The 15,067-nt window shown below is 70.5% G+C and carries 12 protein-coding genes; 5 read left to right on the plus strand and 7 right to left on the minus strand.

Annotated features, from left to right (window positions below):
* The first annotated feature begins 105 nt into the window (after positions 1–105).
* On the plus strand, positions 106–606 hold the full coding sequence (locus VIB11_RS14805; protein ID WP_332032092.1) for a GerMN domain-containing protein: 501 nt from the start codon (positions 106–108) through the stop codon (positions 604–606).
* Positions 607–611: 5 nt separating this feature from the next.
* Here VIB11_RS14805 and VIB11_RS14810 read toward each other — a convergent pair whose 3' ends face one another.
* The 7 genes from VIB11_RS14810 to rhaI form a co-directional block, all read right to left on the minus strand.
* Positions 612–1,244, minus strand: a complete 633-nt coding sequence (locus VIB11_RS14810) for a LutC/YkgG family protein (RefSeq protein ID WP_332032094.1) — start codon at positions 1,242–1,244, stop codon at positions 612–614.
* Positions 1,241–2,758, minus strand: a complete 1,518-nt coding sequence (locus VIB11_RS14815; protein ID WP_332032096.1) for a lactate utilization protein B — start codon at positions 2,756–2,758, stop codon at positions 1,241–1,243. The genes VIB11_RS14810 and VIB11_RS14815 overlap by 4 nt, the downstream gene beginning before the upstream one ends.
* A complete protein-coding gene (locus VIB11_RS14820; RefSeq protein ID WP_332032098.1) occupies positions 2,755–3,498 on the minus strand; it encodes a (Fe-S)-binding protein in 744 nt (247 codons plus the stop codon). Before VIB11_RS14820 ends, VIB11_RS14815 begins: the two co-directional genes overlap by 4 nt.
* Positions 3,495–4,529, minus strand: coding sequence for a LacI family DNA-binding transcriptional regulator (locus VIB11_RS14825; RefSeq protein WP_332032100.1), 1,035 nt, complete (start codon positions 4,527–4,529; stop codon positions 3,495–3,497). Before VIB11_RS14825 ends, VIB11_RS14820 begins: the two co-directional genes overlap by 4 nt.
* Positions 4,530–4,600: 71 nt before the next feature.
* Positions 4,601–6,022 carry a rhamnulokinase family protein gene (locus tag VIB11_RS14830; protein ID WP_332032102.1) on the minus strand — a complete coding sequence of 474 codons (1,422 nt, stop codon included), beginning with the start codon at positions 6,020–6,022 and terminating at the stop codon, positions 4,601–4,603.
* A 3-nt stretch (positions 6,023–6,025) separates the two neighbouring features.
* A complete protein-coding gene (locus VIB11_RS14835; protein WP_332032104.1) occupies positions 6,026–8,062 on the minus strand; it encodes a bifunctional aldolase/short-chain dehydrogenase in 2,037 nt (678 codons plus the stop codon).
* Between the two features lie 90 nt (positions 8,063–8,152).
* Entirely contained in the window at positions 8,153–9,319 is a 1,167-nt protein-coding gene (rhaI, locus tag VIB11_RS14840; RefSeq protein WP_332032106.1) for an L-rhamnose isomerase, read from the minus strand.
* 278 nt (positions 9,320–9,597) lie between these two features.
* Between rhaI and VIB11_RS14845 the strand changes: the two genes are divergently transcribed.
* The 4 genes from VIB11_RS14845 (at position 9,598) to VIB11_RS14860 (ending at position 15,051) form a co-directional block, all read left to right on the plus strand.
* A complete protein-coding gene (locus VIB11_RS14845) occupies positions 9,598–10,893 on the plus strand; it encodes an ABC transporter substrate-binding protein (protein WP_332032108.1) in 1,296 nt (431 codons plus the stop codon).
* 92 nt (positions 10,894–10,985) lie between these two features.
* Positions 10,986–11,852: a sugar ABC transporter permease gene (locus VIB11_RS14850; protein WP_332032110.1), complete on the plus strand. Its 867-nt coding sequence runs from the start codon at positions 10,986–10,988 to the stop codon at positions 11,850–11,852.
* Positions 11,849–12,682, plus strand: a complete 834-nt coding sequence (locus VIB11_RS14855; RefSeq protein ID WP_332032112.1) for a carbohydrate ABC transporter permease — start codon at positions 11,849–11,851, stop codon at positions 12,680–12,682. Before VIB11_RS14850 ends, VIB11_RS14855 begins: the two co-directional genes overlap by 4 nt.
* An 83-nt stretch (positions 12,683–12,765) precedes the next feature.
* Complete coding sequence (locus tag VIB11_RS14860; RefSeq protein WP_332032114.1) at positions 12,766–15,051, plus strand: family 78 glycoside hydrolase catalytic domain; 2,286 nt, start codon at positions 12,766–12,768, stop codon at positions 15,049–15,051.
* Positions 15,052–15,067 lie beyond the last annotated feature (16 nt).

Below are 15,067 nucleotides of genomic sequence, written 5' to 3' on the forward strand. Positions count from 1 at the left end.
GCGCTGGTGCGGCTCGCGCTCGCCGTCTCGGTCGCGGTGCCGGCGGGCTGCGGCGTCCCCTCGGAGTCCGAGCCGCGGCCCATCGCGGCCGTACCCTATGGCCTCTTGAGCCCCGGGGAGACCGCGACGTCGCGGCCGTCGGCGGCCGCCGGGCCGGGGCCATCCGTCTACCTGCTGCAGGATGACGACCGTCTGGAGCCGGTCGAGGTGAGCACCACGGGCCCTGGCGCGCAGGAGGCGGTCCGGGCGGTCCTCGCGCAGCTCTCCGCTGGACCGTCCGAGCAGGAGCGAGCGGCGGGGCTGGCCACAGCCCTGGGCCCGGAGGTGACAGTCAGCCTGCGCCGGCTCGTCGGCGACACGGCGGAGGTCGACGTCGGGGCGAGTGCCTCCGTGGCGTCGGCCGGACGCCTGCCGTTGGCCGTCGGTCAGGTGGTGCTCAGCGTGACGTCGGTCGGCGGGGTGTCCCGAGTCGTGCTGACCGAGGCCGGGCGGCCACTCGAGGCACCGCTGCCGGGTGGCGCGCTCACGTCGAACCCCCTGACCGCAGCCGACTACCGCAGCCTGGTCGGCAGCAGGCCCGAGGGCACCCAGCCCACGACGGGCTGATCGGGTCAGCCCGCCAGGACGACGACGAGCGTCCTGGGGCCGTGGACGCCCTCGACGCGGCTGAGCTCGATGTCGCTCGTGGCCGACGGGCCGCTGACGAGGGTCAGGGGGCGGGTGGGGTCGACGCGACGCAGCCCCTCGGGGACGGTCTGCACGACGTCGGAGGCCAGCACGACGCAGACGTGGACGTCCGGCACCAGCGTGATGGCCCGACGACCGCACAGGGGGCTCCCGTCGAGGACGATCGTCCCGGTCTCGGCCACCGCCGTGACCGAACCGGTGACCACCGCGGAAGCTCGGTCGAGTTCGCGGGCCGTGGTGCTGCCGTCGTCCGTGCGAGCCCGCGGCACACCTCGCAGCCAGTCCGCCGGGACGCCGGGGGCGGCGATCGCCTCGCGGATCCCCAGCTCGGACAGGGCTGCTGCGATGGCGTCCCCGATCACCTCGTCGCCGGCTGGGACGCATAGCACGCGGGCCCGGTAGTCCTCGAGCCGGTCCGCGAGCTGCTCGAGGGCCTCAGTAGACCCCGGAGCGTGCTCTCCGCGGGTGCGATAGCCGCGGGGCAGGCTGGTCACGGCCGAGGCGTCGCCGAGCGCGCCCCGGACCCGGGCCAGGACCTCCTCGCGCGCGTCGCTCATGGCCGATCGTCCTGGTCAGGCCGGGTGCGCGCCCACCAGTCGCGGAACGTCTCCGGCGGGGGTGTGGGCAGGTCGCGCGAGGCCGTCCACCCGCTCAGCGGCGGGGGCAGCGGGAGCACTGGTCTTCCCTTCCGTACGCCGCGCCGACCAGCCGCCGCGGCCCGGCCCGCCCGCGCGAACCTGTCGGCGTCGCGCATCACCCAGGCCGCGGCCCGCATCGCGCCGGCCTCGGCCGTGGGGAGGGTGTGCGTCTCGGCGTGGGCCTCGGTGTGCTCGGCCCGGAGCTGGACGAGCAGGTCGGGGATGTTGATCTTGACCGGGCACACGTCGTAGCACGCGCCGCACAGCGAGGAGGCATACGGCAGCGAGTCGTTCGGGTCGTCGCCACCGGTCATTCCCGTGAGCAGGGGGGTGAGCACCGCGCCGATGGGGCCGGGGTAGACCGACCCGTAGGCGTGGCCGCCGGTCCGCTCGTAGACCGGGCAGACGTTCAGGCAGGCCGAGCAGCGGATGCAGTGGAGGGCGGTGCGCCCCAGGTCGTCGGCCAGGGCCCGGGTGCGGCCGTTGTCGAGCAGGACGAGGTGGAACTCCTGGGGTCCGTCGCCCGGGGTGACGCCGGCCCAGGTGGAGGTGTACGGGTTCATCCGCTCGCCGGTCGAGGAGCGGGGAAGCAGCTGCAGGAAGACCTCGAGGTCGTGCCAGGTCGGCACGACCTTCTCGATCCCCATGACGGTGATGAGGGTCTCGGGCAGGGTCAGGCACATGCGCCCGTTGCCCTCCGACTCGACCACGACGAGGGTGCCGGTCTCGGCGACGCCGAAGTTCGCTCCCGAGATCGCGACGCGAGCGCGCAGGAAGGCCTCGCGCAGGTGGGCGCGGGCTGCCGCGGCGAGGACTGCCGGCTCGTCGGTCAGGGCGTCGAGGTCGAGTCCGGGCATGCGCCGGGTGAAGATCTCGCGGATCTCGGCGCGGCCGCGGTGGATGGCCGGGACGAGGATGTGGGACGGCTTGTCGTCGGCGAGCTGGACGATCAGCTCGGCGAGGTCGGTCTCCAGGGCGGTGATGCCGGCGGCCTCGAGCGCCTCGTTGAGCCCGATCTCCTGGGTGGCCATCGACTTCACCTTGACCACCTCGTCGGCCCCGGTCTCGCGCACCAGGGTGGTCACGATGGCGTTGGCCTCGGCGGCGTCGCGCGCCCAGTGCACCACGCCGCCGCGGGCGGTCACGTTGGCCTCGAGCTGCTCGAGGAGCTCGGGCAGCCGGGCCATGGTGTCGGCCTTGATCGCCGATCCGGCATCGCGCAGGCGCTCCCAGTCGGGGACCTCGTCGACCACGTGGGCGCGCTTGGCGCGGATGGTGGAGGTGGCGTGGGCCAGGTTGCGCCTCAGGCGGGAGTCGCCCAGCGCGTCGCGGGCCGCCGACGGGAACGGTCGGTCGCCGGTCAGCTGGCCCACCGAGACGTCCGCCGGCGGCCCGGGAACGCGGCCGGACGGCATACCGAGGAAGGTGCTCATGACTGGCTTGCCAGGATCTCGGCGAGGTGCACCGGGCGCACCCCGGTCCGGAGGCGGGACAGCCCGCCGCCGATGTGCATCAGGCAGGAGGCGTCGCCGGCAGTGACGGCCTCCGCACGCGTGGCGAGGACCGCGCTCATCTTGTCGGCCAGCATCGCTGTGGAGGTGTCGGCGTTCTTCACCGAGAACGTTCCCCCGAAGCCGCAGCACGAGTCCGCGGCAGGCAGTTCCACCAGGTCGATCCCACGCACTCGGCGCAGGAGCTGCAGCGGCTTCTCGCCAACCCGCAGCATGCGCAGGGAGTGGCACGTGGGGTGGTAGGTCACGCGGTGCGGGTAGGACGCCCCCACGTCGGTGACCCCGAGGACGTCGACGAGCAGCTCGGACAGCTCGTAGGTCCTCGCCGCGACAGCCTCCGCGCGCTCGGCGAGGGACTCGTCGCCGGCGCGGCGGGCGACCACCGCGTGCTGGTGGCGCACCGAGCCGGCGCAGGACCCGGAGGGGGCCACGACCGCCTCGGCGCCGTCGGCCAGGGCCTGCTCGAACACGTCGACATGGTGGCGCACCAGCCCGACGGCATCGCCCTGGTAGCCGGTGTTGGTGTGCATCTGGCCGCAGCAGGTCTGGGCCTGCGGGAAGAGGACGTCGTGCCCGAGCCGCTCCAGCACGGCGACGGTGGCCTTCCCGACCTCGGGGAAGAGCACGTCGCCGAGGCACGTCACGAACAGGGCGATCCTCATGAGGCCACGGTCCGCGGTGCCGCCGTGGACGCCCTGGCGATGAGCTCGGGGGGGAAGACCACGTGCTGGTGCTCGTGGGTTGCGCCGCTGTCGCTCTCCTCCGCGAGCAGGCGCGCGGCCGTCCGTCCGAGAAGCTGCCGTGGCTGGGCGACGGAGGTGAGGGGGACGGCGGCGGCCGCGGCGTACTCGATGTCGTCGTAGCCGACGATGGCCACCTCCTCCGGCACGCGGACTCCGTGCTGGGTCAGGTGCTGCAGGAGGCCCAGGGCAAGCAGGTCGTTGGCGCAGAAGATCCCTGTGGGACGGCGTCGCTTCGAGAGCCCGAGCAGCCTCTCGCCGGCCCGGCGACCCTCGGCGATGGTGAGCGCGTCGGTCTGGATCCACACCAGGCCCTGGGGGTCGAGCCCCGCGGCAGACATGGCGTTCAGGGCGCCGGCGTGGCGGTCGGCGACCTGGGGGATGTCGGCTGGGCCGCCGACCATGCCCAGGTGGCGGTGCCCGGCCTCGACGAGGTGGCTGATCGCGAGCTCGCCACCGGCCACGTCGTCCACCCCGACGGTGCAGCAGTCCTCGGCGTCGACGGGGGCGCGGTCGACCAGCACGACCGGGACTCCCTGCCTCCGGAGCTTCCTGAGACGCGGGTTCGTGTAGTCCATGGCCGTGATGAGGACTCCGCGGACGCGCAGCTCGGCGAGCTGCTCGAGGTACTGGTCCTCCCGGTCTGCGTCCTGGTCGCTGTTGCACATGAACAGCGAGAGCCCGCTGGCGCGGGCGACCTCCTCGACACCCCGGGCGACGTCGGTGAAGAACGGGTTGCCCGCATCGAGGACGAGATAGGCGATGGTGCGGCTGCGCCCGGCGGCCAGCTGACGGGCCGAGGCGTTGGGGACGAAACCGAGCTCGGCAATGGCCGCCTCCACTCGCGCCCGCGTGGCCGGGCGCACGGTGTCGGGCCGGTTCAGCACGTTCGACACCGTGCCGAGCGACACACCCGCCTTGGCCGCCACGTCCTTGATGCTCACCGATGCCATCCGACCTCCGTTCGTCGATGCAAGGTACCGCGGGCGTCGCCTGGCCGTGCTCCTCGGCCTCGGGTCGGCGCTCATGACGGACGGAAGCGGCGGAGGTCCTCGGTGCGCGCGAGCCCTGCGCGGATCTCCTCCAGGGTCTCCGGCGCCGCGCCATGGGCTCTCGCCTGCACGAGCACGTTGCCCAGGGCCGTGGCCTCCACGGGGCCTGCAGTCACGGGGATTCCGGACAGGTCGGCGGTGAGCTGGCACAGGAGCCGGTTCTGGCAGCCGCCGCCCACGATGTGGATCGTGTCGACCTCCTGGCTGCCCAGCTCCACGGCCTGGCGGACGGTGAGCGCGTACGACGTCGCCAGCGAGTCGAGGACGCAGCGCACGACTGCCGCGGGGGTCTGCGGGTCGTCGTGCCCGTCGCGCACCGCCGCCGCGGCGATCCGTGCGGGCATCTTTCCGGGGGGGATGAAACGGTCGTCGTCGACGTTGACGATGGGCCCTCCCGGGGGGAGGGTCTCGGCCTCTGTCAGGAGGGAGTCCAGGTCCAGGCGCAGGCCCTGGGCCTTCCACTCGCGCAGCGACTCCTGGAGCAGCCAGAGCCCGCCCACGTTGCGCAGGAAGCGGGTGCGGCCATCCACCCCGCCCTCGTTGGTGAAGTTCGCGCGCTGGGCATCCATCGTGAGCACCGGCTTGTCCAGCTCGATCCCGACGAGCGACCAGGTCCCGCTCGAGACGTACGCGAAGCTCCTGTCGGTGGCCGGTACGGCCACCACGGCCGACGCCGTGTCGTGGGAGCCCACAGCAGTCACCACGATGGTGGCCGGGAGCCCTGTCGCGGCCAACACCTCCGGACGCAGCGTCCCGCGCAGCTCGCCTGGACGCTGCAGGGGCGGCAGGGCGCCGGCCGGGAGGTCAAGGAGGGCGAGGACCTCCGTGGACCACGTGCCGGTGCGGATGTCGAGCAGGCCCGTCGTGGACGCGTTCGTCTCCTCCGTGGCCAGCTCTCCGGTGAGCCAGTAGGCGAGCAGGTCTGGGAGGAGGACCACATGGGCCGCCCTGTCCCACAGCGGCGAGAGCCGCTCCGCGGCGAGCTGGTAGACCGTGGTGAAGGGCAGGAACTGCAGTCCGTTCATGGCATACAGCTGCGCGGGGCCCAGCTGGGCGTGCACCTGGTCCAGAACGGCCTCGGTACGGCTGTCGCGGTAGGAGACCGGCTCGGCAAGGAGGCGTCCGTCGGCGTCGAGCAGCCCGTAGTCCACGGCCCAGGTGTCGATCCCGATCGACTCCACCTGCGGGTAGGCCGTGGCGAGGCTGCGCAACCCAGCCAGGACCTCGGCATACAAGCCGGTGAGGTCCCAGCGCAGGTGGCCCTCTCGGTGCGCCGCTCCGTTCGGGAAGCGGTGCAGGGTGTGCAGCGTGGTCCGGTCGCCGTCGACGACGCCCGCAATGACGCGGCCACCCGATGCGCCGATGTCGACGGCGCCGAACACCCTTGCTGTCATGGCTTATCGCAGGAAGGCCGCGGCGACGCCGGCGTCGACGGGGATGTGGAGCCCAGTGGTGTGGCTGAACTCGTCGGAGGTGATCTGGGCGGCGACGTTCGCCACGTGCTCGGGCAGCACCTCGCGCTTGAGCAGCGTGCGCTGGGCGTAGTAGGCGCCGAGCTGGTCCTCCGGGACGCCGTACACCGCGGCCCGCTTGGCGCCCCAGCCGCCGGCGAAGATGCCGCTGCCGCGCACCACGCCGTCGGGGTTGATGCCGTTGACCTTGATGCCGTGCTCACCGAGCTCGGCCGCAAGGAGTCGCACCTGGTGTGCCTGGTCGGCCTTCACGGCGCTGTAGGCGATGTTGTTGGGACCGGCGAAGACCGAGTTCTTCGACGAGATGTAGACGATGTCGCCGCCCAGCCTCTGGTCGATCATCGCCTTGGCTGCCGCCTTGGCCATGAGGAAGCTGCCCTTGGCCATGACGTCGTGCTGCAGGTCCCAGTCCGCCTCGGTGGTCTCCAGCAGCGGCTTGGAGATCGACAGGCCGGCGTTGTTGACGAGCAGGTCGATCCCGCCGAAGGCGAGCAGGGCCGCGTCGATGGCGGCCTGCACCTGGTCGGCGTCTGTGACGTCGGCCTGCACCGCGACGGCGACGTCGGTGGTGCCGATCTCGTCGGCGGCTGCCTGTGCCGTGGCGAGGTCGAGGTCGGCGATGACGACGCAGGCACCCTCGGCCGCGAGCCGGGTGGCGATGGCCTTGCCGATGCCCGAGGCTGCCCCGGTGACCAGCGCGATGCGCCCCGCGTGGGACCGCGGCTTGGGCATCCTCTGGAGCTTGGCCTCCTCGAGAGCCCAGTACTCGATCCTGAACTTCTCGGACTCGTCGATGGGGGAGTAGGTGGACACCGACTCGGCACCGCGCATGACGTTGATGGCGTTGACGTAGAACTCACCGGCCACGCGGGCGGTCTGCTTGTCCTTGCCGTAGGAGAACATGCCGACGCCCGGCACGAGCACGATGGCCGGGTCGGCGCCGCGGATCGCGGGGGAGCCGGGCGTGGCGTTGCGGTCGTAGTAGGCCTGGTAGTCCTCGCGATAGGCCGCGTGCAGCTCGCCGAGGCGGGCGACCGTCTCCTCGACGGTCGCCCCTGCGGGGAGGTCGACGACGAGGGGCTTGACCTTGGTGCGCAGGAAGTGGTCGGGGCAGGAGGTGCCGAGCTCGGCGAGCGGGGCCAGCCTCTCGCTGGCCAGGAACTCGAGCACCACGTCGGCGTCGGTGAAGTGGCCGACCATCGGCCTGTCCCGGGAGGCGACAGCGCGGACGTGAGGGGCGAGCGCGGCGGCCTTGGCGCGGCGCTCGGACTCCGGCAGGGCGGCATACCCGCGAGCCTCCGCGCCGAAGGGCTGGGCCCTGCCGTGCTCGTCGAGGTAGGCCTGCGCGGTCTGGATGATCCACAGCGAGTTGGCCTCCGCCTCGTCACTGGAGTCGCCCCACGCGGTGACGCCGTGGCCGCCGAGGATCGTGCCGACGGCCTGGGGGTTGGACTTCTTGATGGCGGCGAGGTCGAGCCCGAGCTGGAAGCCCGGGCGCCGCCACGGCACCCACACGACCCGGTCGCCGAAGATCTCCTTGGTCAGCTGTTCGCCGTCCTTCGCCGTGGCGATGGCGATGCCGCTGTCGGGGTGGAGGTGGTCCACGTGGGCGGCGTCGACCAGGGCGTGCATGGCGGTGTCGATGGAGGGGGCCGCCCCGCCCTTGCCGTGCAGGCAGTAGTCGAAGGCTGCAACCATCTCGTCCTCGCGCTCGACGCCCGGGTACACGTCCACCAGGGAGCGCACCCGGTCCAGGCGCAGGACCGCCAGGCCGGACTCCTTCAGGGTGCCGAGGTCACCCCCGGAGCCCTTGACCCACACCAGCTCGACCTGCTCGCCGGTCACCGGGTCGGTTTCGGTGCCCTTGGCGGAGGTGTTGCCGCCGGCGTAGTTGGTGTTCCTCGGGTCGGCGCCGAGGCGGTTGGAGCGGGCGATCAGGTCGGCGACGGTGGGGTTCGTCATGGTGGTGTCTCTCTGGGTCCGTGGTCGGTCGGGGTCGGTCGTGTCCGGGGTGGTGGGGGTGGTGGTGGGGCTCTTCTGGCAGGGGGCCGTTCAGGCGCCCCAGCCGGCCGGGGTGCCACCGAAACGGTCGGCGGCGATGCGCTCCTGGTAGCCGCTCTCGGCGTACGCCTTCATGGGGTCGGCGGGCAGCCCGCGCCCGGCGCGCCAGTCGGCGAGGTCGGCGCGGACGTCGGTGTAGAAGGCGTCCATGAGGATGCCGTTGCCCGCGAGGACGTCACCGGCGCGCTCGGCCTCGCGCAGCGCCTGGCGGTCGACGAGGAGCGCCCGTGCGGTCATCTCCTGGACGTTGAGCACCGAGCGGACCTGGCCGGGGATCTTGTCCTCGATGTTGTGGCACTGGTCGAGCATGAAGACCACGTCGCTGTCGTCGTCGTACCCGCCGCCGCGGATCACCTCGTAGAGGATGCGGAAGAGCTGGAACGGGTCGGCGGCCCCGACGATGAGGTCGTCGTCGGCGTAGAAGCGCGAGTTGAAGTCGAACGACCCCAGCCGTCCCAGGCGCAGCAGCTGGGCGACGATGAACTCGATGTTCGTCCCGGGCGCGTGGTGACCCGTGTCGAGGCAGACCACCGCTCGCTCCCCGAGAGCCAGGCAGTGCACGAGGGAGGTGCCCCAGTCGGGAACGTCGGTCGCGTAGAAGGCCGGCTCGAAGAACTTGTACTCCAGGACGAGCCGCTGGTGCTCGCCCAGGCGGGCATAGACCTGCTGGAGCGAGTCGGCGAGACGGTCCTGGCGGTCGCGCAGGTCGCCCTGGCCGGGGTAGTTCGTGCCGTCCGGCAGCCAGATCTTGAGGTCGCGGCTCCCCGTGACGTCCATGATGTCGATGCACTCGTGCATGTGCGCGATGGCCTTGCTCCGGACCCGCTCGTCGACGTGCGTGAGGCTGCCGAACTTGTAGTCGTCGTCCTGGAACGTGTTGGAGTTGACCGTGCCGAGACGCAGCCCGAGATCCGCGGCGAAGCGGCTGAGCTTGTCGTAGTCGTCGACGCGGTCCCAGGGGATGTGCAGCGCGACTGAGGGCGCGAGACCCGTCAGCTCGTGCACCTGAGCGGCGTCGGCGAGCTTCTCCTCGATGCTGCGCGGCGTGCCGGGCGTCGTGAAGACCTTGAAGCGGGTGCCGGAGTTGCCGAAGGCCCAGGAGGGCAGTTCGATCGCCTGACGCGACAGGCTCGGCGCGATGTCATCGAAGGTCGTCATGGTGATCCCGTCTGTGGGTGGTGCCGGCACTGATCTGCATGAAGCGTTTCATAACAGTGGCCCTGAGTAAAGCGCAGCTTCTGACCGCAGGTCAATCCCCAGGCCGGGAGCCCGGCTCGGTTGGCGCATCGTTGAGCACGTGCCGTGGTCGTCAAGGCAGAGATGGTCCGAGGCTATTGACACTCGCAGAGGCGGCCTCTACCTTGAAGCGATCGAATGAAGCGATTCAATTCGGAACGACCAAGGCGATACACGCCCCAACGCTGTGGAGGTACCCCATGAAGAGCCCCGGCTCGAGGTTTGCGACCGCCCTGGTCGCAGCAGCTGCACTTGTCCCGCTCGCCGCCTGCGCAGGTTCCTCGGGGTCGGGCGGCGACGGAAAGACCGAGATCACCCTGCTGACCGACAACGCGGAGACCACGGTCAAGCCCGCGAAGGCCGTGATCACTGCGTTCGAGAAGGCCAATCCCGACATCACCGTCAAGCTGGAGTCCCGGCCGGGAGGCGCTGACGGTGACAACCTGGTCAAGACCAAGCTGTCGACCGGCGACATGGAGGACGTGTTCTGGTACAACTCCGGCTCGCTCCTGCAGGCGCTGAGCCCGGAGAAGACGCTGGTCGACCTGACCAACGACCCGGTCCTGAAGGACACCGACCCGTCGTTCCTCCCGACAGTGACGCAGAACGGCAAGGTCTACGGAGCGCCGGTCGGCACCGTGATGGGTGGCGGAATCCTCTACAACAAGGACGTCTACTCCAAGCTCGGGCTGCAGGTTCCCAAGACCTGGTCCGAGTTCGAGTCGAACAGCGACAAGATCAAGGCCGCCGGGATCACTGCGGTGATCGGCAGCTTCAAGGACACCTGGACCTCCCAGCTGTTCGTCCTGGGTGACTTCCACAACGTCGCCACCGCGAACCCCGAGTTCGCCGACGAGTACACCGCCAACAAGGTCAAGTACGCGACAGACCCCGCTGCGGTGAAGGGCTTCGAGAAGACGGCTGAGGCGCAGCAGAGGGGCTGGCTCAACAGGGGCGCCGGTTCCACCACCTTCGACCAGGGCATGAAGCTGTTGGCCTCCGGCAAGGCTGCCCAGTACCCGCTCCTCACCTTCCCCGTCGGGACCCTGCCCGCGGACGAGGCCGCCAAGATCGGCTTCTTCGGGATCCCCGGTGACGACGCCAGCACGCACGGCGCGACCATCTGGCCCGGCAACGGGCAGTACATCCCCAAGACGAGCAAGAACGTCGACGCCGCGAAGAAGTTCGTCGCCTTCGTGGCCTCGGTGGCCGGCTCTGACGTGTACTCCTCCGAGGCGCCCCCGACCGGCCCCTACATGGTCAAGGGCTCCAAGCTGCCCGACTCTGCGCCGCCTGTCGCCAAGGACCTGCAGGCGTACATCGACGCCAAGACCGTCACCCCGGCGCTGGAGTTCCTCTCCCCGGTGAAGGGCCCCTCGCTGGAGCAGATCACCGTCGCGGTGGCCACCGGCCAAACCTCGCCCAAGGACGGCGCGGCCCAGTACGACGCGGACGTCGCCAAGCAGGCCAAGCAGCTGGGACTGCCGGGATGGTAGTCAGGACTCGGCCCAAGGAGGCCCGTCCGGTCGGCCCGCGCGTTGACGCGGGGCCTGGCCGGGCACCCCGGAAGCAGCCGCGGACCAGCGGCGTGCGCTCCAACCAGAAGCGCACCTACTCCTACTGGTTCTACCTGCCGGCCGGCGTGATCTACGGCGTCATCTTCATGGTCCCGACGGTGATCGCCTTCTACTTCGCGTTCACCCGCTGGACCCTGTTCGAGTCGGAGTTCATCGGTCTGGACAACTTCCGGCAGTTCTTCGCCGAGCAGTCCCTGCGGATCGGGCTCCGGAACACCCTCATCTACGCGGTGGTCACGAGCGGCCTCAAGGTCGTGCTCGGGATGCTGCTCGCGATCCTGCTCACCGCGCCGATCCGCTCCCGAGGGTTCCTCCGCTCGGTCGTCTTCTTCCCAGTGCTCGTCAGCACGGTCGCCGTGGGCATCACCTTCAGCGTCCTGCTCCAGCCCGACTTCGGCCTGGTGGCCACCATGTTGGGGTCCGTGGGGATCACCTCGCCGGACTGGCTCGGCGACCCGAGGACGGCCCTGCTGTCGGTCGCCCTGGTCGACGTCTGGAAGGGCGTGGGACTGGCGACGGTCATCTACATGGCCGGCATCCTGTCCATCTCCAAGGACTACTACGAGGCGGTCGACGTGGACGGCGGCGGGATGTGGACGAAGTTCTGGAACGTCACGCTGCCGCTGTCGCGCCCGGCCACCTTCACCGTCATCCTGCTCTCGCTGATCGGCGGCCTCCGGTCCTTCGACCTCATCTGGACCATGACCGGGGGTGGCCCGGGCTTCAGCAGCGACGTCATCGCCTCGATCATCTACAAGCAGTACCAGGCGGGCTTCTTCGGCCTGGCCACCGCGGGCAACGTCGTCCTCTTCATCCTCGTGAGCCTGATCGTGTTTCCCCTGTTCCGCTACTTCAACTCCCGGGAGGTGGAGGCATGAGAACCAGCACCCTCCGCAGGACCTCGCTCGAGGTCGTGGCCGTCCTCGTGGCCTTCGCCGTCTTCATCGTCCCGTTCATCTTCATGTTCCTCACGGCGTCCAAGGACTCCACGGAGGCATCGGACCTGAAGTTCTCCCTCCCGACGACGTGGCCGATCGTCGACAACATCAAGGAGGTGTTCGAGGCCCGGGACCACATGCTCGTCACGGCGTTCAAGAACAGCATCATCCTCACCGTGGCCTCGGTGGCGATCCTCGTCGTCCTCTGCGCCATGGTCGCGTTCGTCCTGCAGCGCCGGCCCGGCCGGGTCGCGAACGCCGTGAACCTGCTGGTGCTCTCCGGCCTGATCATCCCTCCCGCGGTGGTGCCGACGATCTGGGTCCTCCAGGAGCTGCACTTGTTCAAGACGCTGCCCGGGTTGATCCTCGTCGAGGTCGCGTTCCAGATGTCTTTCACCGTGCTGCTCTTCCGGGCGTTCATCGCGGCCATCCCGCGCGAGCTCGACGAGGCCGCCATGATCGACGGGTGCTCGGGGCTGAAGGTGTTCTTCAAGGTCATCTTCCCGCTGCTGCGCCCGGTGACGATCACGGTGATCCTGACCAACTCCGTCTTCATCTTCAACGACTTCGTCAACCCGCTGTACTTCCTGCCCGGAGACGAGAACGCCACCGTCCAGCTCACCCTCTACAACTTCATGAGCCAGTTCAGCACCGACTACAACCTCCTCTTCATGAACATCGTGCTCATCACCGTGCCGCCGCTGGTCCTCTTCATCTTCTTCAACCGCAAGATCGTCGCGGGCATGACCTCCGGCGCGGTGAAGGGCTGACGCGCGCCACTGCATCCCGGGCGGGCGCGGGCCACTCCCGCGCCACTCCCGCACCTCATCCACCCCAGCACTGAAAGGCAGCCATGACCCACACGTGGTCCGCGGACCTCATCGCCCCCGACCAGGACTTCGACGGAGCGCCGTTGCTGCGCAAGGAGTTCGAGCTCGACACCGGGCATGGTGCGGTGACCTCCGCCACCCTGCACGTGACGGCCCACGGCATCGTCGAGCCCACCGTGAACGGAGCGCTCGTCTCCGACGAGGTCCTGACGCCGGGTTGGAGCAGCTACGAGTGGCGGCTGCGCTACCGCACCTACGACGTCGCCGACCTCCTCGCCGAGACATCGGTCCTCGGCCTGGCGCTCGGCAACGGCTGGTTCCGCGGCCGTCTGGGCTGGAGCGGGAAGGGCGCGTTCTACGGCTCGGAGCTCGCCGCCCTCGCCGAGCTGCACGTCGAGTTCGAGGACGGGCACCGCCAGGTGGTCGGCACCGACGGTACGTGGCAGGCGGGGCCCTCGTCGACCCTCGCCAACGACCTCTACGACGGCCAGACCGTCGATGCGCGCCGGGCCTCGGACGGGTGGACGCAGGCGGGAGCGGACCTGCCGGGCTGGGTGGGCGTGCACCCGGTGGACCACGACGCCCGCCGCCTGGTGCCCTACCTCGGCCCGCCCGTGCGCCGGCAGGAGACGTTGCGGCCGGTCAGGGTGTGGACCTCGCCGAGCGGCGCGACCCTGGTGGACTTCGGCCAGAACCTCGTCGGCTGGCTTCGCTTCACGGTGCGGGGTGAGGCCGGCACGGAGATCACCATCCGGCACGCCGAGGTGCTGGAGCACGACGAGCTGGGCACCCGCCCGCTGCGCACCGCGAAGGCCACGGACCGGTTCGTCCTCAGCGGGGAAGTGGACACCTTCGAGCCGACCAAGACCTTCCACGGGTTCCGCTACGCAGAGGTCACCGGCTGGCCCGGCGAGCTGGCGGCGGACGACCTCGAAGCCGTCGTCGTCCACTCCGACCTGCACCGGACCGGTGGCTTCGAGTGCTCCGACGAGATGCTGAACCAGCTGCACCGCAACGTGGTCTGGGGCCTGAAGGGCAACTTCCTCGACGTCCCCACCGACTGCCCCCAGCGCGACGAGCGGCTCGGCTGGACCGGCGACATCGCCGCCTTCGCGCCCACCGCGGCATACCTCTACGACGTCTCCGGCTTCCTGTCGGACTGGCTGGCCGACGTCGACCTCGAGCAGCGCCACGCGGACGGCATGGTGCCCTTCGTCGTCCCCGACGTCCTCAAGTACGACGACCACCCATCGGACTTCCCGGAGCCCGAGAGCACCGCGATCTGGAGCGACGCCGCGGTGTGGGTGCCCTGGGCACTCTGGCAGGCGTACGGCGACCGGGAGGCACTCGAGCGGCACTACCCGGCCATGACGGCCCACACCCGCCGCGTCGAGGGCCTGCTGTCCGACACGGGGCTGTGGGACACCGGCTTCCAGTTCGGCGACTGGCTGGACCCCCAGGCGCCGCCGGACGACCCGATCAAGGCGAAGGCCGACAACGGCGTGGTCGCGACAGCCTGCTACCACCGCACGCTGCGCCAGGTGGCCGGGGCCGCTGAGGTCCTCGGGAACACCGAGGACGTGGGCTACTTCTCGGCTCTCGCGGACCGGGTCCGCGGGGCGTTCCAGAAGCACTACGTGGCCGAAGGTGGTCGCGTGCAGAGCGACTGCGCGACCGTCTACGCGCTGGCCGTCGAGTTCGGCCTCCTCGACGAGGCAGACCGGCAGGGAGCCGGCGACCGGCTCGCGGAACTGGTGCGGGAGAACGGCTTCCGGGTCTCGACCGGTTTCGCCGGCACGCCTTTCATCACGGGTGCGCTCTCCGCGACCGGGCACCTCGACGACGCCTACCGCCTGCTGCTCGAGCGGGAGTGCCCGTCGTGGCTGTACCCCGTCACCATGGGCGCCACCACCGTCTGGGAGCGCTGGGACTCCATGCTCCCGGACGGGACGATCAACCCCGGCGAGATGACCAGCTTCAACCACTACGCCCTCGGGGCCGTCGCCGACTGGATGCACCAGACCATCGGTGGGATCGCCCCGCTCGCGCCCGGGTACTCCCGCGCGCTCATCGCTCCCCGGCCCGGCGGCGGGCTCTCGTGGGCGAGGGCCTCGCTGGAGACCCCGCACGGGACCATCGCCACCGACTGGAGCGTGTCCGGTGAGGGGTTGCTCAGCCTGCGCGTCGAGGTCCCTGACGGGGTGGACGCCGTCGTGCGGCTCCCGGGCGCCGAGGACGTCGAGGTCGCGGGCGGCAGCCACCACTTCACCACGCAGGGTGTGCCGAGCACCCGACGTTTGGTGGAGTGACCCGCGACGGCGCGGT

Origin of the sequence: Pedococcus sp., from assembly GCF_036554925.1 — a bacterium.
Classification (GTDB): domain Bacteria; phylum Actinomycetota; class Actinomycetes; order Actinomycetales; family Dermatophilaceae; genus Pedococcus_A.

What these genes read in the sequence shown, in the direction of transcription:
- VIB11_RS14820 (WP_332032098.1), bottom strand. Translation starts at nt 3,498, where the DNA reads ATGAGGATCGCCCTGTTCGTGACGTGCCTCGGCGACGTGCTCTTCCCC.
- VIB11_RS14855 (WP_332032112.1), top strand. Translation starts at nt 11,849, where the DNA reads ATGAGAACCAGCACCCTCCGCAGGACCTCGCTCGAGGTCGTGGCCGTC.
- VIB11_RS14860 (WP_332032114.1), top strand. Translation starts at nt 12,766, where the DNA reads ATGACCCACACGTGGTCCGCGGACCTCATCGCCCCCGACCAGGACTTC.
- VIB11_RS14810 (WP_332032094.1), bottom strand. Translation starts at nt 1,244, where the DNA reads ATGAGCGACGCGCGCGAGGAGGTCCTGGCCCGGGTCCGGGGCGCGCTC.
- VIB11_RS14825 (WP_332032100.1), bottom strand. Translation starts at nt 4,529, where the DNA reads ATGGCATCGGTGAGCATCAAGGACGTGGCGGCCAAGGCGGGTGTGTCG.
- rhaI (WP_332032106.1), bottom strand. Translation starts at nt 9,319, where the DNA reads ATGACGACCTTCGATGACATCGCGCCGAGCCTGTCGCGTCAGGCGATC.
- VIB11_RS14845 (WP_332032108.1), top strand. Translation starts at nt 9,598, where the DNA reads ATGAAGAGCCCCGGCTCGAGGTTTGCGACCGCCCTGGTCGCAGCAGCT.
- VIB11_RS14815 (WP_332032096.1), bottom strand. Translation starts at nt 2,758, where the DNA reads ATGAGCACCTTCCTCGGTATGCCGTCCGGCCGCGTTCCCGGGCCGCCG.
- VIB11_RS14835 (WP_332032104.1), bottom strand. Translation starts at nt 8,062, where the DNA reads ATGACGAACCCCACCGTCGCCGACCTGATCGCCCGCTCCAACCGCCTC.
- VIB11_RS14830 (WP_332032102.1), bottom strand. Translation starts at nt 6,022, where the DNA reads ATGACAGCAAGGGTGTTCGGCGCCGTCGACATCGGCGCATCGGGTGGC.